The organism is Planktothrix sp. FACHB-1365, assembly GCF_014697575.1.
GTDB lineage: Bacteria > Cyanobacteriota > Cyanobacteriia > Cyanobacteriales > Microcoleaceae > Planktothrix.
In genome coordinates, this window is the sequence record NZ_JACJSC010000008.1 from 1 (window position 1) to 19,873 (window position 19,873).

Annotated in this window: 17 protein-coding genes and 1 pseudogene; 9 read left to right on the forward strand and 9 right to left on the reverse strand. The window is 34.4% G+C overall.

Going from position 1 to position 19,873, the window contains the following annotated elements:
- The 3 genes and pseudogenes from H6G57_RS11745 to H6G57_RS11755 all read right to left on the reverse strand — a co-directional run.
- A pseudogene (locus tag H6G57_RS11745) lies at positions 1–502 on the reverse strand (5-histidylcysteine sulfoxide synthase); the annotation flags it as partial.
- A gap of 169 nt (positions 503–671) precedes the next feature.
- The gene (locus tag H6G57_RS11750; protein WP_190518774.1) at positions 672–977 is read right to left on the reverse strand and encodes a YkvA family protein; all 306 of its coding nucleotides are present in this window, start codon (positions 975–977) and stop codon (positions 672–674) included.
- Positions 978–1,133: 156 nt separating this feature from the next.
- A complete protein-coding gene (locus tag H6G57_RS11755) occupies positions 1,134–2,090 on the reverse strand; it encodes an S-adenosyl-l-methionine hydroxide adenosyltransferase family protein (protein WP_242048954.1) in 957 nt (318 codons plus the stop codon).
- A gap of 27 nt (positions 2,091–2,117) precedes the next feature.
- Between H6G57_RS11755 and H6G57_RS11760 the strand changes: the two genes are divergently transcribed.
- Positions 2,118–2,969, forward strand: a complete 852-nt coding sequence (locus tag H6G57_RS11760) for a DUF3598 family protein (protein WP_190518775.1) — start codon at positions 2,118–2,120, stop codon at positions 2,967–2,969.
- 79 nt (positions 2,970–3,048) lie between these two features.
- Here the strand turns inward: H6G57_RS11760 and H6G57_RS11765 are convergent, their stop codons facing one another.
- Positions 3,049–4,230 carry an RtcB family protein gene (locus H6G57_RS11765; RefSeq protein WP_190518776.1) on the reverse strand — a complete coding sequence of 394 codons (1,182 nt, stop codon included), beginning with the start codon at positions 4,228–4,230 and terminating at the stop codon, positions 3,049–3,051.
- 212 nt (positions 4,231–4,442) lie between these two features.
- Between H6G57_RS11765 and H6G57_RS11770 the strand changes: the two genes are divergently transcribed.
- A complete protein-coding gene (locus H6G57_RS11770; protein ID WP_190518777.1) occupies positions 4,443–5,096 on the forward strand; it encodes a GNAT family N-acetyltransferase in 654 nt (217 codons plus the stop codon).
- A gap of 56 nt (positions 5,097–5,152) precedes the next feature.
- On the opposite strand, the gene H6G57_RS11775 is transcribed toward H6G57_RS11770, so the two are convergent.
- Positions 5,153–6,466 carry a lipopolysaccharide assembly protein LapB gene (locus H6G57_RS11775; RefSeq protein WP_190518778.1) on the reverse strand — a complete coding sequence of 438 codons (1,314 nt, stop codon included), beginning with the start codon at positions 6,464–6,466 and terminating at the stop codon, positions 5,153–5,155.
- Between the two features lie 133 nt (positions 6,467–6,599).
- Here H6G57_RS11775 and H6G57_RS11780 point away from each other — a divergent pair, with 133 nt between their 5' ends.
- Complete coding sequence (locus H6G57_RS11780; RefSeq protein WP_242048955.1) at positions 6,600–7,745, forward strand: esterase-like activity of phytase family protein; 1,146 nt, start codon at positions 6,600–6,602, stop codon at positions 7,743–7,745.
- Between the two features lie 38 nt (positions 7,746–7,783).
- Here the strand turns inward: H6G57_RS11780 and H6G57_RS11785 are convergent, their stop codons facing one another.
- Positions 7,784–9,142, reverse strand: a complete 1,359-nt coding sequence (locus tag H6G57_RS11785; RefSeq protein ID WP_190518779.1) for a tetratricopeptide repeat protein — start codon at positions 9,140–9,142, stop codon at positions 7,784–7,786.
- Positions 9,123–10,517, reverse strand: coding sequence for an NB-ARC domain-containing protein (locus H6G57_RS11790; RefSeq protein WP_190518780.1), 1,395 nt, complete (start codon positions 10,515–10,517; stop codon positions 9,123–9,125). Before H6G57_RS11790 ends, H6G57_RS11785 begins: the two co-directional genes overlap by 20 nt.
- Positions 10,518–10,792: 275 nt before the next feature.
- Here H6G57_RS11790 and H6G57_RS11795 point away from each other — a divergent pair, with 275 nt between their 5' ends.
- On the forward strand, positions 10,793–10,966 hold the full coding sequence (locus tag H6G57_RS11795; protein ID WP_190518782.1) for a hypothetical protein: 174 nt from the start codon (positions 10,793–10,795) through the stop codon (positions 10,964–10,966).
- A 61-nt stretch (positions 10,967–11,027) separates the two neighbouring features.
- On the opposite strand, the gene H6G57_RS11800 is transcribed toward H6G57_RS11795, so the two are convergent.
- Together H6G57_RS11800 and H6G57_RS11805 are read right to left on the reverse strand one after the other, a co-directional pair.
- On the reverse strand, positions 11,028–12,602 hold the full coding sequence (locus H6G57_RS11800) for a serine/threonine-protein kinase (RefSeq protein WP_190518784.1): 1,575 nt from the start codon (positions 12,600–12,602) through the stop codon (positions 11,028–11,030).
- Positions 12,580–14,352 carry an NB-ARC domain-containing protein gene (locus H6G57_RS11805; RefSeq protein ID WP_190518786.1) on the reverse strand — a complete coding sequence of 591 codons (1,773 nt, stop codon included), beginning with the start codon at positions 14,350–14,352 and terminating at the stop codon, positions 12,580–12,582. Before H6G57_RS11805 ends, H6G57_RS11800 begins: the two co-directional genes overlap by 23 nt.
- Before the next feature lie 189 nt (positions 14,353–14,541).
- Here H6G57_RS11805 and H6G57_RS11810 point away from each other — a divergent pair, with 189 nt between their 5' ends.
- The 5 genes from H6G57_RS11810 (at position 14,542) to H6G57_RS11830 (ending at position 19,842) form a co-directional block, all read left to right on the forward strand.
- Complete coding sequence (locus tag H6G57_RS11810) at positions 14,542–15,687, forward strand: peptidoglycan DD-metalloendopeptidase family protein (RefSeq protein ID WP_190518787.1); 1,146 nt, start codon at positions 14,542–14,544, stop codon at positions 15,685–15,687.
- A 147-nt stretch (positions 15,688–15,834) separates the two neighbouring features.
- The gene (locus H6G57_RS11815; RefSeq protein ID WP_190518789.1) at positions 15,835–17,238 is read left to right on the forward strand and encodes an NB-ARC domain-containing protein; all 1,404 of its coding nucleotides are present in this window, start codon (positions 15,835–15,837) and stop codon (positions 17,236–17,238) included.
- 5 nt (positions 17,239–17,243) lie between these two features.
- The gene (locus H6G57_RS11820; protein ID WP_190518791.1) at positions 17,244–18,578 is read left to right on the forward strand and encodes a lipopolysaccharide assembly protein LapB; all 1,335 of its coding nucleotides are present in this window, start codon (positions 17,244–17,246) and stop codon (positions 18,576–18,578) included.
- 19 nt (positions 18,579–18,597) lie between these two features.
- Entirely contained in the window at positions 18,598–19,119 is a 522-nt protein-coding gene (locus H6G57_RS11825; protein WP_190518793.1) for an ElyC/SanA/YdcF family protein, read from the forward strand.
- A 132-nt stretch (positions 19,120–19,251) separates the two neighbouring features.
- Positions 19,252–19,842, forward strand: a complete 591-nt coding sequence (locus H6G57_RS11830) for a chromophore lyase CpcT/CpeT (protein WP_190518795.1) — start codon at positions 19,252–19,254, stop codon at positions 19,840–19,842.
- The last annotated feature ends 31 nt before the right edge of the window (positions 19,843–19,873 follow it).

Here is a 19,873-nt window from a genome sequence, read left to right on the forward strand (position 1 = left end):
GGCGAAATAACATTGAAGAGGTTTCAATGTGAATGCGCTGATGTTCTATTCCCATGATTAACGCCCACAGGGGATAATCGGGAAGAATTGGCAAAGTAATCGGCGTTTTTTCAATAAATTCTGATAGGATTTCTAAGACTTGTTCTCGATATTTCCAAGCCGAGGTAACGTCTGGCCATTCCAAATGAGCGATCGCTTGATTTAATTCGGTGGGTGTTGCGGGATCAACCCCAACTCCAAACAGAATTTCATAGTCCTGATTAAGGCTTTCTTCTAATAATCCAACGCGCATTAATTTATTGATATAGAAAGCCGCCGAGTGTCCGAGATAAAAAATAAGCGGATTTCTCAAAGGGTCAGGATTTAGATAAAATGTATCTTCTCCGACTAAACTTTTTAGGAGTAGATCTTCGAGTTGCCAAGCTTCCTGAAAATAATTGAGGAGGGTTTGGCGATCGCAACAATCTAGTTGGGGAGGACAATTAGATGTCAGAGTCTTCATGGTTAATGGAAATGAATGTTTTTTGAGAATTAAACCCGATTTTTGGGGGTTATATTCCTTGATTTTATCAATAAAGATGTCTGATTTTATAAATTATTATTAAAACAGGGAGTAGAGATCAGGGTTAATTTTCTCTACTCCCTTTTAAGATTTATATCAAAAAATTAATCTAGCTGACAGAAACGTCTACAACGGTTTGATCACGGTTGACAGATTCAACTTCATTAACCTCTGTCCCTTGGCGGGTTTGTTTGCGACGGTTTAAACCTTCAATCAGTAATTGTGATACTTCAGTGACTAAAATGGTCGCAATTATCCCATCATCTAACCATCCGACAACGGGTAGAAAGTCAGGAGAAATATCCACCGGACTCAATAAATAAATCAAGCTTCCTAAAATAACAACCCAACGATATTTTGTATTCCGTAAGGTAACGCGATACCAATTATAAAAGGATTGAATTAAGTTTTTCATTTCAGAGTCCTAATGTTGTCTATCTATTTATAAAATGACAAATTTAACTTAGATCGAGAAGTGTAGAAAACCCTGTATTGTTGTAGGGATGTTTCACCAGAGATGTTTCCGTAATGGTGAGGTTGTTAGATGTAGGGTTTTATTTTAAATTCCTAATTACTGATGACTGATAATCACCTGGACTTTTGCCCCTAAATCTATTTTTAATTGTTGTTGAGCATTTCCCCCATTCATGGCAATTTCTAACCACTGATGAGAACCTACTAACGCCACCAATTGACCCGATGGCACATCTCCATAGGTTTCACCTTTTGGAATCAGACAAGATAAACCCGCAAGTTGATATTGTTCTGTTTGCAATATTTTTTTAGAATTTTTCTTGTTTTTAAGCTTATTTTTTTGGGGTTTGCGGTTTTTATCTTTGGTCTTTTTCTTACCTTTACTGATTGCTATATACCAGTTTTTATCCGCAATCGCTTCCCCAGGAATATTGGTGACTAAATTTCCAAATCCATCAATATATTGAATACATCCTTCTATACCAAAATTAGTTAACTGATAGGACGGTAAAGATAACCGCACTAAGGTTTTGGGGTCAATGAAGGTTCCCAATTGTTCAAGGGGAATACCAGAGGCTAAATGAGCACCAACCGCCGCAAAAATATCTCGACCATGAAAGGTTGTACTTGGTTGAGTCGTTCGCCAATATTGAGGATTATTCAATTCAATCGCCATAATTTCAGAAGATTCTAAATGATTAGAATTAATTTCATTTTTAGAAGTTAAAAAAGGTTCTAATAGTCCCGTTAATAATCCATTGTCCGGCCCAACTAAATAACTGTTTTTAAATTGAATCGCGATCGCTCGTCGTTGGGTTCCTACCCCAGGATCAACCACAGCAATATGAACGGTTCCTTCTGGGAAATAGGAATAAGCATTCATTAAACAAAATCGGGACATAGCAATATTTTGAGGGGGGATTTCATGGGTTAAGTCAATGATATTAATTTGAGGATTAATTTGACTAATTACCCCTTTCATTACCCCAACATAAATATCTTTTGAGCCAAAATCTGTTAAAAGTGTTATGATTGGATAATTTGGTAACATCATAAATCTTATCAATTAATAAAAATAAAAATGAACAGTCAATGGGAAAGTTTTCTAAAAAATCTGGGAGAATGGCAAGGATCTTTTACCCAGTTCTCAGCCCAAGGAGAACTCATTAATGATATTCCCAGTCATCTTACCCTAGAAAGTTTTAATGAGAATCAAACAGCCCGCCTAACCCTAAAACGATTTTATCCTAATTCTGATCCAACACTTGAACCGGAAATTAAAGAATTAGTTCGAGAATACCAATCTCTGGGACGAGATATTTTATTTTTTGAGAATGGTGCTTTTTCTCAAGGAACTATTCAACTGTCTCCAATTTCAAAATCCGGTGCAGAGTTTGGGTTTATTCATGAAAATCGACGGTTGCGTCTAGTACAATTATTTAATCTTGAGGGTTATTTAGAAAGCTTAACTTTAATTCGAGAAAAACGTCAGGGAAGCAATGATATTGAACGCCCTTCTTTAACCCTTGAAGCCTTATTAGGAGAATGGCAAGGTGAAGGAATTACCCTTTATCCTGATTTACGTTCTCCTGATATTTATCCAACTCGAATGCAGTTGCAATTAGAGTCTGATAGTGAATATCAACTGCTGCAAAATTTAACGTTTGGGGTTCAGGACATTAAAATATCTTCAAAGGCAAAAATTCAGGGTTCAATAATTCGCTTTGATCAAGGGAAAAACCCAGTTAGAGTCATATTATTACCGGATGGATCATCTGCTACAATTCCTGAACGAGTAGAGTTAAGAAAACCCTTCTTTTTTGAAGCAGGTTGGTTAATTAAGCCTGACCTCAGACAGCGTTTAATTCGCCAATATAATGATAAAGGTGAATGGGTGAGTTTAACTTTAGTTACTGAGCATAAACAATCATAGATAGGAAGTTTTGTCACCTAAAATTAGAGTTCTTCAGTTAGAGGGCTAGAGGGCGAGAAAACCTCGCCCCTACAGATTTTTACCCTTTGACGCAGAGAATTTGTTTTAAAGTGGCTACGACTTCAACTAAATCCGATTGTTGTTTCATGACTTCATCAATGGGTTTATAAGCACCCGGAATTTCATCAATCACTCCTTCATCCTTGCGGCATTCAATTCCTTGAGTTTGTTGAATTAAATCATCCAGACTAAATTTTTTTTTGGCTTTACTCCGAGACATTAATCGCCCTGCGCCGTGGGAACAACTACAGTAACTATCATGATTTCCCTTGCCTTTAACAATAAAAGATTTTGCTCCCATTGAACCGGGAATAATCCCATAATCTTGTTCTGCTGCGCGAACTGCACCTTTACGAGTAACATAAACTTCCTCGCCAAAATGCACTTCTTTTTCCGAATAATTATGATGACAATTCACCTCTAATAAAGGTTTAGTGGGTTTACCTCCCGCAACGGCTTTTTCTACAATTCGTTTAAACCGTGCCATCATAATGTCTCGGTTAAATCGTGCATAATGTTGTGCCCATTGTAAATCATTCCAATAGGCTGCAAATTCGGGAGTTCCTGATACAAAATACGCTAAATCAGGGTCAGGAAGTTTAAGTTCAGCTAATTTTGCGAGGTGTTTTGCCGTGTCAATATGATTCTGGGCTAACATATTACCAATATGACGAGAACCCGAATGTAACATTAACCAAATATTGTTTTCTGCATCTAAACACAGTTCAATAAAATGATTTCCGCCTCCTAAAGATCCCATTTGTTTCATTGCTTTTGATTCTAAGTTTTGAACTTTAGAATGCAAGTCTTTAAAATTTCGCCATCCTTGCCAGTTGGTAACAGCTTTTTCAATGTCTTTATTGTCATTAAATCCGACTGGAATAGCAGCTTCAATTTCTTGGCGAATTTTTTTGAGTTTTCCCTCGACTTGTTCGCCCGTAAAAGGTAATTTTAGCGCACACATCCCACAACCCACATCAACCCCCACAGCCGCAGGAATAATGGCTTCTTTTGTAGCAATAACAGAACCGACTAATGCCCCTTTTCCTAAGTGAACATCGGGCATTAAAGCAACGTGCTTAAACACAAAGGGCAAAGAAGCGACGTTTTTTGCCATTTTGGTTTCTTCGGAACCTAACTCATGATTTGCCCAAGATAGGACGGGTTTAGGGGTGGAAAGATTTAAGGTTTCGTAAGGCATAAGAGTTTTATAGGAGATCTAAATATACATCTATGTCAATAATATTACATTTATACTACATTGTCAAGAGGTGTGCAGATTTATGATAGGGTTAAGTTAAGTGAACTAGAAACCGGGTTTCTCAACAGATCTTAATTTGATGCCATTAATCTCCCATAGAAACCCGGTTTCTGACGGCGATCATTTCCCTTTAAACCAAACTAAAATCTCCTATGTATTCAACTAACCCGCAAATTGAATTTCAGCAAATTCAGCATCTTGATCACCCTGATTTTGAGAATGCGATCGCTCTTTATGAACAAACATTTCCGTCTCAAGAAAAAATCCCGATTTCTTGGATACGAGAAGCAATTTTAACTCAAAAAACTCAATTATGGGGCGGTTATTATCAAGAAGAATTCGCCCTAATGTCAATTTTATATCCCCTTCCCAGTTCTAATTTTATTCTATTAGCTTATTTAGCAACAGTTCCCCATTTGAGGAATATTAAAATTGGGTCTAAATTTTTAAAATATCTAATAGATTTAGAGAAAAGAGAGTCTAAATCGTTGATTTTAGAAGTTGAACATCCTGACTTTGGCGAAAATCGAGAATTAAAGCAGCGTAGAATTCAATTTTATCAACGGTTGGGAGCTAAAAAATTACAGGATATTGTATATATTTTACCAGCTTTAGATGGAACTAAAACTACAGAAATGATATTAATGATGATTTCTGATACAAATTCAGAAAAGCTCGAAAAAACCGTTGTTAAACAGTTAATTCGAGAGTTATATACAGAAGTTTATCGTCGTCATCCTGATGATCCGATTTTTAATTGGATTGAAAATATTAAAGATGATATTATTATTCTTACTGATAACTGATAACTGATAACTGATAACTGATAACTGATAACTGATAACTGATTATTGATAACTGATTATTGATTCATTTGACGGTTAACAATATCAATTTTTTTCACAAAATAATCTTCTCGATATTTTAACTGTTGTGCTAACGCTAATCCTTGTTGAAAGGCTGCGATCGCAGATTGATAGGCTTTTTGTGATAAATAGATATCGCCAATTTGATCATAAGCATTCATCATGCCATAATAGTTATAAGCTTGTTGATTGACTAAAACTTGAGCTTGATAAATATCTAAAGCGGTTTTAATTTGATTTTGAGAGCGATAAAGTTTCCCCAGTCTTCCTAATGCTTCGCTGGCGTTATCAAACTGTTGAATAGAGGTCGCAATACTGTAGGCTTCTTGATAGGTTAATCCGGCTTGTTCAAATTGTCCTAATTTTTCATAATTCCCACCAATTGCTAATTTAATTTCGGGAATGGGAAATAAATTAGGTTGATTTGCATAATAGCCTGCTAGTCTTTCCCGAACAGAAATAGCTTTTAAATATTCTCCAATTTGTTCATAAATAAATGCTAATTGTTGTAGCGATCGCACTTCACTGGCTGGCGGTGTTGGGTTGGGATTTTCTGGTGTCGCAGGTTGGGGTTGAGGCGGTGGCACATCTCCTCGTATTGTGCGAATTTCCTGCTGTAATTCTAACAGTTTTTCATAGGTTTCTGCGGCGTTGGGATAATCTAACCAATTCATATAAATTTGAGCAATTTCATTAAAATATTGTTCTTCTGCTAAAATATCTTGACTTTTGTTAGCTGTTTCTAATAAAGTTTGATAAACAGTTAAAGCTTGTGTTTTGGCTCTAACATTTTTAAAGGCTAATCCCAATAATTGCCATAATTCCAAATTATTATTTTTTTCTGTTTGCAGTTTTTGTAAAATTTGATCCAGACGTTCAGTGATAAATTTTATATAGAGTCGTTGACTATTATTCCAAGCAATTAATCCCACCCGATTTAAAGCAGCAATTTCTTGAGATAATCCGAAATAACGACGAATTCTTAACTCTCGGTTCCATAATTCAAACGCACCCGGAATATTTTGGGCGGCTAATAAGGCGGTTGCTTCTGCATTTAATTTGACTAATTCTGGTTCTAAGATTTCCTGTTGACTTTGACCTAAAATTTGTCCTTCAGAGGGAGGAGAAGGAAGTAAAGGATCAGGTTCTTTACTGAATAAGGGGTTAGGAGAAAAATCATCAAGTAGAGGTTTTTCGGGTTCAGTTTCTTTTTCTTTTTGTTTTTGGGCGATCGCAATTTCGGTATTTCCGAAACCAGATAAAAGGATAGTAACAACCATTACAAGAGTGAGGTTTTTACGATTGCTCATAAAGTTAAAAGGGTATTTTTAAAAGATATTATAGCAAGCATCAATTAATTGTACCCTAAAAGTAACCGTCAATCTACTAAAAGTTTATAAAATATGGGATAATAGCAAAATTAGCATTCGGGAGGAAAGGAAATTGAAAGCAATCAAAAAATACAATCGTCTTTTTAAAAGCCTAACAATCTTATTCTGTAGTCTAATTTTGTTAACCGCTTGTTCCATTCCCCAAGTATCCGCCGAGGATCGAATGTTTGTTGATTTATCCTTAAATTTTTTAGAAAAATATGAACTCTCGATCCCAATAATATCAGACGATCAACCTGTAAATCAGTTATCATCTCTAACTTATCAAGTTCCAGGGTATGGAACCTCAACGGATAGCAAAATACAATTTTATGGATTATCAGATGCAGTAACAGCAGAGTCTCCAGCGAAATTTTACACCTTTAACTTTAACTTAGATCCGTCCGAATCTATCCCTTTAAAAGATATCACCATAGAAGGATTTACACAACTCAAGGATAAACAAGATCAACCGCTTTTAGAAAATCAAGTTTATCCTGAAAGTATTGCATTTTCTCCTCGTAACTCAGTCTTTATTGCAACAGAAAATTTAGAAAATATTAACACTCCTCCCTTAATTGCTGAATACGATTTAAAAACAGGACAATTAAAAAATACTGTTCCTCTTTCTCCGTTTTATCTTCCCCAATTTAATGAATCTGAACAAACCCAAGGAGTCGAACCTCAATTTGGCTTTAAAGGGTTAACAATTTCTCCCGATGGCTTTAGTCCCGATGGTCGAGATCCCTTCAGATTATTTACGGTGACTGAAAAACCGTTAATTCAAGATCGAGATTCTGAACAAGCCACTAAATTAAGATTATTGCATTATGTCATCGCAGATAGAGCTTCTTTTCTAGTTTCTGAAACCTTATATCTACTAGATGAAACCTCTCAACGCTTAGTGGATATTGCAGCGGCTAAAGGGGGAATATTACTGAGTTTAGAACAATCAAAAGACACGGGTAAAATTTATCAATTATTTACTGGAGATGCAACGGACACCTCTCGTATGGTGAGTTTACAAGGAGACTTAATTAAAGTACAACCTGTGCGAAAAAAATTATTACTTGATTTAAAAGATTTAGGAATCCCTTTACAACAGTTAAGCGGAATGACGTTAGGCTCTCGTTTACCCGATGGAAGCCAAAGTTTAGTGATTTTGAATCAGCAGGATGATAGAACTCAGTTTTTATTATTGAGTTTGAAACAAAGTTGAATTGGATGGCGACTAATAATTAAGAATATAATAGTAGTTTAACGGTAAAATCGTCTTACTAAACTTCTAAGACCCAAAAAACCTAATTGATTCAACAGTTTAAGCCATTCTCCCAAGGACGCTGATTTTTTATAGTAGATGCGAATTAGATGGATAGCAGCATCTCCAATTGTTTTCATGGACTTTAAGCGTTTTCCTTGTTTCAATAATTCTGAAAAAGCTAATATCGCCTGAGACCAATTTTCAGAATATTCATATAATCTGGCTCGATTAGCTAGTACATTAAGCCGCTTAATATCCCCATAATCTAACTGATTATAAGCGTTTTCGGCTAGATCTAAATATTGTTCAGATGCTTCAAAATTGGGCTGCTCACCTTTGCTATAAGCAGCAGCAGCTAAAACATAAATATTACCTTCAATTTCAGGAAAAGATAGCTGATTTGTTCCAATTCCTAACTCTTTTGCTTTCTTTAACTGTTGAAGGGACTCTTCCAAAAGAGCTTGAGATCTTAGAAAATGACTTTGTTTATATTCTAACCAACCCATTCCATAATAACTCAAGGCAAGAAAATACCAATTTTCTGTTGTTTCACATAATTCTTGAGCTTCTAAGAAAACTAATTCCGCTTCGTTGGTTTGGTTAAGGTTTAAATGAGCAATTCCCTGGCTATAAAGAATCCGACCCAAATCAAAATAATTCTCAATTTTTCGCAAAATTGATGCTGATTCTTGATAACAACTAATAGCTAGATTACTTTTCTCAAATCGATCATAGGAACTACCTAGATTCGCTAATGTATTTGCTTGTAAATAAAGATGATTTTGCTGTTCAAATAATTTTAAAGCCTGCAAAAGATGCCATTCTGCATCATCAGGTTGATTAGAACGTTGAAGTGCTATTCCCGCTCCTAAATGATTCCAAGCTAAAAACATTGGGTCGCCTGCTTCTTGACTGGCTAAAATTCCTGCTTGATGATAGTCTATAGATTTTTGAAGTTGACCAATTTCTTCGAGATAACGTCCTAAACCACAATATAACCAAGGTGCATCTGTTCCTACACCTTTAGCAATTTCTTGTTCAGTCCAATTTCCCCAATCTCGCCAATCTTGAGTTAATTCACAATAGTTAAATATTACTCGACAATAATCTCTTCTATTTTGTTGATTAACATCATAATTCTGTTGATTAACATCATCATTAATTTGCTCAAAAATCTCTCGCAATTGCACAATAATTTCTGTTACTGATTCTGATTTTTCTGGTTGATTACTAAATAATTGCTCATTAAGTTTTTGAGCTTTTTTTAACAAGTTTTGGCTCCAAATAGCTTCAGTAGAATCCCATAAATTTAGAAAATTTTGAATTTGAGCAAAATTACTTGGCAAGTTGTTCATATTTTTCTCTTAATGTATAGCGAAAATAACGGGCTGTAAAAGAGTGTAAAGATACTTGTTTACTTAATCCTGAACTGACATCTACTAGAGATAATCTAACTAAAATGCTCAAGGCATGATCAACTTCATTTTTTGATAATTGATCAGTAAGATCATACAATAACCTCACCGGAACGGGTTGATTACGAGCCGCAAGATTAATTAATAAATATTGAGTCAAAACAGCATTTAAATTACAAAGTTCTTGCCAACTATCTTCAAAAAGATAATCATACAATGCTTGTCCTTCTGGTACATTCTCAAAGCGTTCAACAATGCGATCTAAATCCAAATTTTTCAATTGACTGACCAAAAGCTTCATCGCTAAAGGCATTCCATCAGTAATCTTTAAAATTTTTTCCATTTCAGCTTCTGTAGCTTGAAGAATAGGATTTTGACTAACCGGATATTTTTCTTTTGAAATGACTTGGATAAATTCACGCGATACATCACGATTTAATTTACCAAGTCTATATTCAAAAATATCACTCTCTGTTCCCTTCCTACTGGTTAAAATCAAGGTACTTTGCCCTAATAAACCCCGTAGTTCGTTAGCTAATTCTTTAGGACTTTCTGTGTCTTCTAAACCATCAATAACTATGAGAGTTTGTGTGTTATTTAAAACCTTTCTAATTTCCGTTTTACACTTTTCAATATCTTGTAATACGAAATGAGGTAATTTGAGTTCACTCCCAATGTCTTTAATAGCATCTTCTAAGGTTAAACGAGAATCTCTTGAGCTAGAATTAGGTTCATTTTTTTCAGGATAATATTGATATACTTTTGCTCTAACCCAAGCAATTTTTGAGAATAATTTAGCATGATAAGCTTGGGATACTAATTGATGACATAGAGCAGTTTTTCCTAAACCACCGATACCCAGTATCCCAATTATCCCTAAAACTTTATTTTTTTGTTCAGATTCTAGGTATTTTAAGAGTTCTTCTATTTCAGGATTTCGTCCTACAAATTGACCATAAGTTCTTTCTTTTTGCCAAGTTTCTTCACTATACTTTTTAGGATTATTATCAAAAGTATTGGTCTGCTGATAGCCTTTACAATTTCGTTCAATAGCTGCTTTAAAATTCCTTTTAGTTACTTCTTCTCCTAATGCTTTTGAAAGTTTATCCCAAAATTTATTTCCTACATCTTTTTGAAGATAGTTTTGACTATAATCATGGCTTTCGGCTATTTCATTGTAAGTTTTTTTCTGCCAAGATTCTCTAAAAATAATTGTCTCAATATCACTAAGTTTCTCTCCAAATTTTTCATAAAAACATCTGTTGGCTACTTCTAAAGCTTCATCTTCACTTAAGTTACTGAATTGCTCTGTCATAAGATTAAACACCCTCACCTGACTTAACCTGACTTAACCTGACTTCAATTATATCAGATGTTCAAAGCCCTGACTTCAACTGTATCGACTGTTTTAACAAGCTAAGAGAGCATAGGGTTATAGGTTTAAGAGTTCAGTTTTAGTTCATTTTATTTCGCAAAGTAGATTGAACAAACTGAGCGATCAAACCCTTCATTATCAAGCATTCTGGAAATATAAGAGTAAGCAGAGTTGGCCGACGAGCTTCTCATCCCATTATTGAGAGGTAATCTGTGATGAAACGTCTTTCTTTGACTCAAATTTTACTCATTGTGAGTTTAATGGTTCATACTGTAAGATTCATCAATGATATTTTGCCTTATAATCAACCTGCTTTTGCTTCTCCAGATCCTTTGGAAGTTAAGGTTAATCATAATTGTCCAGATGGTAATACAGGAGACACAAAGTAGTTTGTAATTCTAACTAGATTTGCCTAGATTATAGGCAGTCTAGTTGGGTTTTATAAAATCATCATTGTTTAACTTTCTGCTTTGCTAATTCTTGCCATTCTTTGATTTCTGGCTGATTATCTGGAGCAGAATAAGTTAAACATTTTTGCCATTCTTCCTGTGCTGATTCTTGTTCAGCTTCTAATACTTGTGCCATTAAACAGTAAGGGGGTGCTAGATTTAAGTTGAAGTCAATAGCTCGTTTTAGAGATTGTTTAGCTGCTGATAATTGTCCTAATTTTAATTGTGACCAGCCTAAATTTTTATAGAGATCATGTTTGGTTTTAATCTCAGAATTAGGATTAATTTTTAAACTGCTTTCAATTAAAGTAATAGCTTGATCATAATTACCTGTTAAAATTTGTAAACGGGCTAAATTATTGTAAGATTTATCAAAATTGGCTATATCAATTGCTTTTTGATATTCATTTTTGGCTAAACCGAATTGTTCTTGATTCTCATAAAGTAATCCTAAGTTATAATGAACCTTAAAAAATTTATTATTAAAAAATAAGGCGAAACGATATTGCCAAAAAGCACTGTTATAATTGGATTGCTCAAATGCTTCTAAACCACTATCATTAAGTTGTCTAGCAATTTGAGGTGATAATAAAGATAAAATTAGAGAGGTTACAACTAAAAAGGTAGCAGTAGGAATTGTATTTAATAAAAATTTTTGTTTTTGAATTAAAAAGAAATAATGCCAATAATTTTGATGTTTTATCACCTCTAAAATTTGATTAATATTTTCGTTTTTTTCTTGTTCTATCGCATCTAAATATTGTAAAATAATTGATGTATTCTGAGGACGTTTACCTGGATATTTGTCGATCATATAATTAATTAAATTAGCTAAATCCTGAAATTCGCTTTTTAAGCAATTTTGCCATTTTTTATTTGTATTTCCTGATTCTTCTGGCAGATTTCCAGTCAATAAATGCACTAAAGTTCGCCCGAGTGCAAAAAAATCTGATTGAGGAAAACACAGACCTTCAAATTGTTGTTCTGGAGGTGTATATGAGATAGAACAAATTTGTGTATCAAATTCACTTGTACCCATTTTAATTAAATAAGTTGCGGTAATTTGTCTAACAGCACCAAAATCAATTAAAACCAAACTTCCATCGGACTTTAAGATAATATTTTCTGGTTTAATATCTCGGTGGATAAAGTTTTCTTGATGAAGTAATGCTAGAATTTCTGTCAATTGTTTTAACCAATTAATGGCTAATTTTAGCTCGGTAATTTTTTGATTTTTTTCTAACCAATTCTTTAAATTTTCTCCGGTAATTTTTTCCATTACTAAACAATGTAATGGCTTTAAATAACCTTCTGGGATAATAGTAAAGTAATCATATCCTTTAGGAATACCAGGATGAGCTAATTTTTGTAATACTTTTGCTTCTTGTTGAAACAGAGAAATGATTTTATTTTGATCTTTTTCTGGATAATATTGAAATTCGTTCTGGAGGAGTATTTTTAATACTTTATGTTCTTGCTCTTGGAGATCATAGACTTCCCACACTTCTCCAAATCCTCCTCTTCCTAGAAGACAGATCACCTGATATCTATCATTAATTATTTTTCCTACTTCCATGATTAATCACACTGAATAAATGCTTAATATTTCTCTGAAAATATCCTAACCCTGAATTTGAATCCAGTTGTAATAATAAATCTTTTAATTGAGTATATAAATCTTCAGAACCGTTTAAATTAACAAGTTTGTCTATAATTTGGTTTGATAGTTTAGGATTAATTAAGTTATTATGAGAATTAGGATAAACTAAAGGATGAGTTTTTAAGAATCCTATATTTTGCCAATTTTGGGTTTTGATCACTGCTATCATATTAGCGCAAAACTTTTCTATAAATAAATTACTAACATATTTCTTAATAAATGGAGGTAGGCTATAAGTTATTTCTATATTATTAGCATCTTGAGTTAAGAGCGGTCGCCGTTTGAGCGATTTCATTGTATTAAAAATCTCTGTCCCTGATAAATGGCGATCAAAAACTTGTTTTAACTGTTCTTGGGACAAACTTTCAGTAACAATAGCCAGGAAATAAATAATATCTACTTCCTGTGCTGATAGTTTGGTAAATACCGGGATAATATAGTTACTAATGACATCACTTACTAGGAGTGAACTTTGTTTAAAATATTGTAAAATATTTCCATTAAATTCTTGTTTAATATCCTGTGCTACCAGGTTAAGAACTCCAGGGTGATAACTATAACGTCTGATTAAATTAGTTAAAACTTGAGAATCTTTTCCAAATCCTTGCTGTTCAAAAATCTGGAGAGCAGAGACTGGATCTAACCCCTTTAAATCCCAGGAATAAACAGGCATTTGTTGAGATAATAACATTTCAAATTGTATCGGTTTTTCTTGACTTATAAAAAGCCCACAACTTTGATGAGATGTTTTAGCGATTTGGCTTAATAACTTTCCATACTCTTCATATTCCGGGCGGTAATAACCTGCTAAATTTTCTGATTGTAAAAGTTCTTCCCAATTGTCTAATATGAGTAAACAACGATGATTACGAAAATAATCAATAATGGGTTTTATATCTCCTGTAAAATTTGTAGGTTGTTCGGTTAAATCATGCCAAAATAAAGAAAAAGGCTTAGGATTAGATAAAGTTTTATAAATAATACATTCAAACTGATCTGTGATTTGCTCTAAAAGATTTACGATGAAAGTTGTTTTACCAATTCCAGCCATTCCCGATAGTAGAATAACTTTTGTTTGTTTATTACTCAGCCATTCCAATAACTGATTTAACTCAGTTTTTCTTCCATAAAATATAGGCTGATGGGGAAGTTCATCTAAATTAGATTTTAATAAAAAGTGATCAGGCTGTTGGGATTCATTCTGAATTATTTTTTGCCAATCTAAATCAAGAATAGAACAATAAATTTTAAAAGCATTTACGTTAACTGGATATATTTTTTTATGAGAAGCAAACCGACTCCAAGTTCCCCAAGAAATATTTTGAACATAAATTTCCCCAGAATCAATCAATGTTTTGATTTTCTCTAAAAAAGTAAATTTATTATTTTTTAGAATTTCCCACTTGATTTTATCTAATTTTTCCTGTTTTTGTTCTTGAGTTTGGCGTTTATCTCTTTCAACTCGAAAAATTTGTTCAAACTCTTTCAACCACCGAGGGTCATTATCACTTAGCTGATGCTTTTGTTGATATTCCTCAATGTACCTATAACAAGCAATAACCAAAGGCCTAGTATCCTGTTCGCTGACTTTCCATTTTCTATTTGCGATCGCAGTTTGAATCTTTTGATGCCCTTCTTTCGATGCTGTAAAGGTTTGACCTACCATACCTAGTTTTAATTAATTGTCAAGATCAGTTGAGATCAGGAATAAGCCGATCTTAACAGATATGACAGCTTAAATCATCTCTTGGAATAATTAAGGTGTAGTGAAGCGAGAAACCTTTCTTGTCGAGGAAAGAAAGTTAAGCCTTTTCCCAATTCATTCAACCTCAATACGATAATAGGAGAAAAATTTATGCCTTTGCCTACAACAGATAACGAATGGGATCGTCAAAGTGGCGATGATATTTTATTTGATGGTAATTCATCAAATGGAGAAAGTTCAGCCGAGGTTAAGCAAGTCTTCAGTAATTTATCTACTACAGTCTTGGGGCAGCAGTACCGTATGAGTGCTGGTTATGCTTATGACCAAAGTTATAAGAGCGGTTATGGCACTTGGCACGCAGGAGTTGATATCGCTGCACCACTTGGAACTCCGGTAAGAACAGCCGTTGGTGGTACAGTTATCGAACTGCAAAGAACTCCTCAATCCACTAACCGTTTTGTGGGTGTTCAAGGAGATGATGGTCATCTGTGGGTTTATGGTCATTTACAAAGTCTGCAAGTTCCCATCGGTGGTCGAGTTAATGCTGGACAGCAACTCGCTAGTATAGGTAATCCCGCAGCACCCCATCTGCATCTTGAAGTCCAACCCAACCGTCGCACTTATACAGTTACTAACGGCGCACACTGGGATCAAAACTTTGTTTTAAACAATACCATGAGTCCCTTACAAGCCTTTCATCGGGCTCGTGGTGGTGGAACAACTCCACCTCCAGGGGGAACTCCTACATCTGGCAACGATAATATTACTGGTGGTGCGGGTAACGACAATATCAATAGTTTAGCTGGAAATGACACTGTATCAGGAGCCGCAGGAAATGATACCCTAAATGGTAATAGTGGTAACGATCAACTATTTGGCAATGATGGGAATGATTCATTACTAGGTTGGACAGGAAACGATACCGTAACGGGTGGTAATGGCAACGATGTCTTGGATGCCTTTTATTACAGTGGTCTTAGTGGTAATGGAGAGATTGATTACTTAAGGGGAGATGCAGGTGTAGATACCTTTGTTATTGGTGATTCTTACGGCAAAGGTTACTTAGGAAATAGTTATGCTGTCATTGAAGATTTCAACTGGCGGGATGACTATATCAAAATCCAAGGTAGTTTAAGTCAATATGCCCTTAAGCCCGGCAATCTTTACGGCTATTCTGCTAATGATACTGCAATTGTTTTAAGCAGTAATAATAGTGAAGTATTAGCGATCGCTCGTAACGTATCCACAGCTAATAGTACAATTCGTTATTCTTCATCTGATTTTCTTTCGGCTTAATTCTATTTCTATGGGGTGAATGATTTTTTATCAATCATCTCACCCCATTTCTAAAAGCAACCTATGATTTGAGATAATTTTCCCCAAATGTATTAAAATCTGATTATTAAAGCTAATAACCCTAAGAAATCAATTACTCCTATTATAATGTCAGTTAGTCTTAGAGCCTCACAATCAGGCCGAGCATCCATCGAGCAAGCCCGCAAAAAGAAAGGCTGGTCAGCTAATTCTTCAATGTGGTGTAGCTACGTTCCTACATCACCAGCTACCTTAAAACGATTTCGAGAAGGAAAAGCCATTAACCAAGAGGTTTTCCTTAAACTCTGTGAAGCCGTTAGCGTGAATTGGGAAGAAGTTGTAGAAACAGATTTATCAACATCTTCTCAACCTGAACAAGTTCCCGAATTTTCTCAATTTGATCAATCTTGGGTTGGTCGAGAACAACTCCTCACCGAATTAAAACAGAAAATAGAAGGTTCTTGTCGAGTTTTAATTATTACAGGAATTACAGGGATTGGCAAAACCGCCCTAGCTGAAAAATTAGTCTTTGATTTACGGAAAGATTGGTTAAAAGATGACTGGACAAAATTTCATTCAGAGAATTTTGATAATCAAAACCAAGCCTCAGATTTTGCTAGTGTTGCGGTTCGTTGGTTAGAAAAATGGGGACAGATTGTTACCTTAGAAGATCGTAAAAATCCAGAACAAATCCTCCATCGCTTAGTCAATTTTTTGATCAATCATCGTTATCTGATTGTGATGGATTCCCTGGAATTGATTATGAAAGGAAATGAAGACGAGGGTTGGAGTGATTTTGAAGATGAAGGGTGGGTTAAATTCTTTCACGCCTTATTAGCGAGTTCTATTTGTCAAAGTCGTTTGATTCTCACAACTCAAGAATTACCCGGACAAATGCCTTCTCGCTATAAAAATTTCTGGGATTCTAAACGTTTAAGTGGACTTGAACCACCGGAACAATTAGCATTATTTGAAAAGACGGGATTAGAGATTGATTTATCTTCCGATTATTCTCCCTATTTAGAACGGATTGGTCAGGCTTATGAAGGTCATCCTTTAGCCTTACGAGTCATTTCTGGTGAAATCGGTGATCAACCCTTTTTTGGTAATGTTATCGCTTATTGGAATAAACATGGTAATGAAATTGAAGCAGTGGAAAAAGCGATCGCAGAAGCTAAAGAACAAGGTATAATTCAAGGTGCAAATGACCAATGGAAATTAGACCGATATACTGGGAATCTAAAACAGAGAGTGCGTTATCGACTAGAAATCACCTTTAGTCGTTTAGAGAAAGATGCCTTTAATGCTTATCTTTTACTCTGTTCTGCATCCATCTATCGCTGCGCTGTTACTCCTGATTATTGGTTAAGTTTACTAGAAGATGATTGTGAAGAAGAAGAACAGAAAATTGCTTTAGAAACTTTGCGTGATCGCTATCTTCTTGAAGAAAGTATCGAAAACTATCAATATGTAATTAGACAGCATAATTTAATTCGTAGTGTCGCCCTAGAATATCTGAAAAACATGGATTAACCCTGATGATTCAACTCCCCAATCAAGCTCTATATCAAAACTCTATTGATTTGATTTTAGAACAATTAAATATTGATTCTGCCTTTTTTAAAACCCTACCCCGTTTTCAACGGATGAATTATATAGCTACGGTCAGGTTTTTGAGGGGCTATAAAACTCATCCAGATGAACAATCTTCACAAAAAGTCAAAAATAGCTTAGAAGCTTTATACCACCTGTGTACAATTCCAGAATGGGTACTAACCGATTCTACTATAATCACTATTTTTGAACTTCCTATTGCTATTAATCCTTCTACGACTAATCTATTACTCCCTTTATCTGAATATCTATTTTTCAAAGGTTCTTATCAAACTTTACTGGGGGTCACTCAAGAGATTATAGATTCATTAAAAACCAGTAGCAAAATTTTGAATGATATTTTACTTTTAAAAGCTATAACGTTAAGTAGCTTAAATCAAAATCCGACACAGGTTTTTCAAATTCTTCAAGAAATTTCTGCTACATCCCATCCTCAATCCTTACAACATATAAAAGCAAATTGTCATTTAGCAATGTATCAAGTTTCCTTGGGAAATTATCAAGATGGAATCAGGAACTTGAAAAAATGGTTAGTGATTGTTGATGAAAATTTGAAGCATCAAAATCTAGCTCAATCAGATTTTCAGCTTGATGATATTAAAACGGGAATGCTTGAGATTTTGGCTCATTATGAAATGAATGCGAGTCATTTTGATCAAGCTTTAGAAATTTACGATCAAGTTATTAACTTAAGGAAAAAACTGGGATTAATTCATCGAATAATTACTCCACAAGTGCATCAAGGCATTATTTTACGGAGAAAAAGACAATATGACCAAGGGATTAAAGTTTTGCAAAATGCTCAAGAAAAAGCTAAACAAATTAATTATATTCAAGCCGAGGTTTTTATTGCTCATCATCTCGCTTATATATATCTTAACCAAGGAAATTTAATAGAAGCAAAAAAATTAGCAATAGTAGCTTTTGAAGGCTATAAAAAGGCCGAGAATTACCAAGGAATTTCTGATTGTTATGAACAATTAGGTTTGATTAATCTGGCGGAAAATAAGTGTGAACAAGCTATCCAAAATTTTAAAATAGCCCTAGAAATGAGACAAGCTAGTTTGAATCGACATGGAACAGCTAGTTGTTTATTGGATTTGGCTTTAGCTTATTGGCATAAAAAACAAATTATGAAATCTATTTTTTTCTTAATTAAAGGTTTACAATCCTATGCTCAACTGGGAATTTTAAATAGAGTTCGATTCATGCGAATGCTAAAAATAGCTTATAGTTGGACTCTGGGTAAACAAAACTAAAAAATATCAGAAAATAAATATGAAAGTAGGAATTGTTTGTGGCTATGGTAATATTGTAGACGATAACCTGACTGATTATCTTGATTTTGTAATTAGCCATATAAAGGAGGAAAAAATTGATCAATTAATCCTGAGTGGTGGATGTAGTTTTACAAAATCCCCTATTTCTGAAGCTCAATTAATGAAGCAACTAATCACCAATAAAATATCAGATATAGATTTATTTTTAGAAGAAAAATCTTTAACTACTTTACACAATTTATTATATTCAAAGGAATTTTTAGATAATCTTGAAAATAACCAAATTCAAGCTATTTATATATACTGTGATCAAGTTCGTTATTTTAAAATAAATTGTTTGGCTAAAATTATTTTTAGAGATTACCCTATAAAAGTTATTAAATCACAAAGAAAAGAAAACATCCTGATTTATTCAGCACAAATTCCATCTCTATTCATTCAATGCTTGGGAGCAATTTTTCCTAATATTGAAAAAAAAATTCTGATTAACAAGAAAAAATGGATTCAAAAATACAGATAGGAGTAATAACTCCCAAGTACAGCTTGTGTTAGTGTTGTCGGTATAGAATCGGGGGAAAAGAACACACCAATGAACTGCGGAATGTGATCTATATTATGATAACTTTGATTCTGATCTCAATCGAATTTAGTTATGACTCATTCCAATGATATTGTCTCCTTAGCGAAATTAATGGCGGCGGACTTCAGCAACCAAGCGCAAGCCTTTGAAAACCCGCCTTTTTTTGCCCACATTCGGGTTTGTATGCGTCCTTTGCCTGTAACATTATTAGATGGGGTCAGCTTGTATTTAGAACAAGCCTATGATATTAACTTAAAACAACCCTATCGGGTGCGGGTGTTGAAATTAGTTCCGGTGGAAAATCATATTGAAATCGAAAATTATGTGATCGAAAATGAACAGGAATTTTATGGTGGATCTCGTGAACCTGAAAGACTTCAAGGGTTAACAAAAGACCGTTTGAAAAAAATGGAAAAATGCTCTTTTATTACCCATTGGACAGGACATAGTTTTAAAGGAGAAGTCGAACCCGGTAAAGGATGTATAGTCGAACGTAAAGGAAACGTCACCTACCTGGCGAGTGAATTTGAAATTGATGAACACCATTTTATTAGTCACGACCGGGGACACGACCCAGAAACCGATGAACAACTGTGGGGTGCTTTAGCAGGGCCATTTCAATTCGTGCGCTGGACAAGTTTTGCGGACGAGGTAAAAATTTGATCCCCTTTCCTGATAAATTTACCCAATATTG

What these genes read in the sequence shown, in the direction of transcription:
- H6G57_RS11755 (WP_242048954.1), bottom strand. Translation starts at nt 2,090, where the DNA reads ATGATGTTACCAAATTATCCAATCATAACACTTTTAACAGATTTTGGC.
- H6G57_RS11770 (WP_190518777.1), top strand. Translation starts at nt 4,443, where the DNA reads ATGTATTCAACTAACCCGCAAATTGAATTTCAGCAAATTCAGCATCTT.
- H6G57_RS11815 (WP_190518789.1), top strand. Translation starts at nt 15,835, where the DNA reads ATGTCAGTTAGTCTTAGAGCCTCACAATCAGGCCGAGCATCCATCGAG.
- H6G57_RS11765 (WP_190518776.1), bottom strand. Translation starts at nt 4,230, where the DNA reads ATGCCTTACGAAACCTTAAATCTTTCCACCCCTAAACCCGTCCTATCT.
- H6G57_RS11795 (WP_190518782.1), top strand. Translation starts at nt 10,793, where the DNA reads ATGAAACGTCTTTCTTTGACTCAAATTTTACTCATTGTGAGTTTAATG.
- H6G57_RS11790 (WP_190518780.1), bottom strand. Translation starts at nt 10,517, where the DNA reads ATGACAGAGCAATTCAGTAACTTAAGTGAAGATGAAGCTTTAGAAGTA.
- H6G57_RS11830 (WP_190518795.1), top strand. Translation starts at nt 19,252, where the DNA reads ATGACTCATTCCAATGATATTGTCTCCTTAGCGAAATTAATGGCGGCG.
- H6G57_RS11805 (WP_190518786.1), bottom strand. Translation starts at nt 14,352, where the DNA reads ATGGTAGGTCAAACCTTTACAGCATCGAAAGAAGGGCATCAAAAGATT.
- H6G57_RS11800 (WP_190518784.1), bottom strand. Translation starts at nt 12,602, where the DNA reads ATGGAAGTAGGAAAAATAATTAATGATAGATATCAGGTGATCTGTCTT.
- H6G57_RS11785 (WP_190518779.1), bottom strand. Translation starts at nt 9,142, where the DNA reads ATGAACAACTTGCCAAGTAATTTTGCTCAAATTCAAAATTTTCTAAAT.
- H6G57_RS11775 (WP_190518778.1), bottom strand. Translation starts at nt 6,466, where the DNA reads ATGAGCAATCGTAAAAACCTCACTCTTGTAATGGTTGTTACTATCCTT.
- H6G57_RS11820 (WP_190518791.1), top strand. Translation starts at nt 17,244, where the DNA reads ATGATTCAACTCCCCAATCAAGCTCTATATCAAAACTCTATTGATTTG.
- H6G57_RS11825 (WP_190518793.1), top strand. Translation starts at nt 18,598, where the DNA reads ATGAAAGTAGGAATTGTTTGTGGCTATGGTAATATTGTAGACGATAAC.
- H6G57_RS11750 (WP_190518774.1), bottom strand. Translation starts at nt 977, where the DNA reads ATGAAAAACTTAATTCAATCCTTTTATAATTGGTATCGCGTTACCTTA.
- H6G57_RS11810 (WP_190518787.1), top strand. Translation starts at nt 14,542, where the DNA reads ATGCCTTTGCCTACAACAGATAACGAATGGGATCGTCAAAGTGGCGAT.
- H6G57_RS11760 (WP_190518775.1), top strand. Translation starts at nt 2,118, where the DNA reads ATGAACAGTCAATGGGAAAGTTTTCTAAAAAATCTGGGAGAATGGCAA.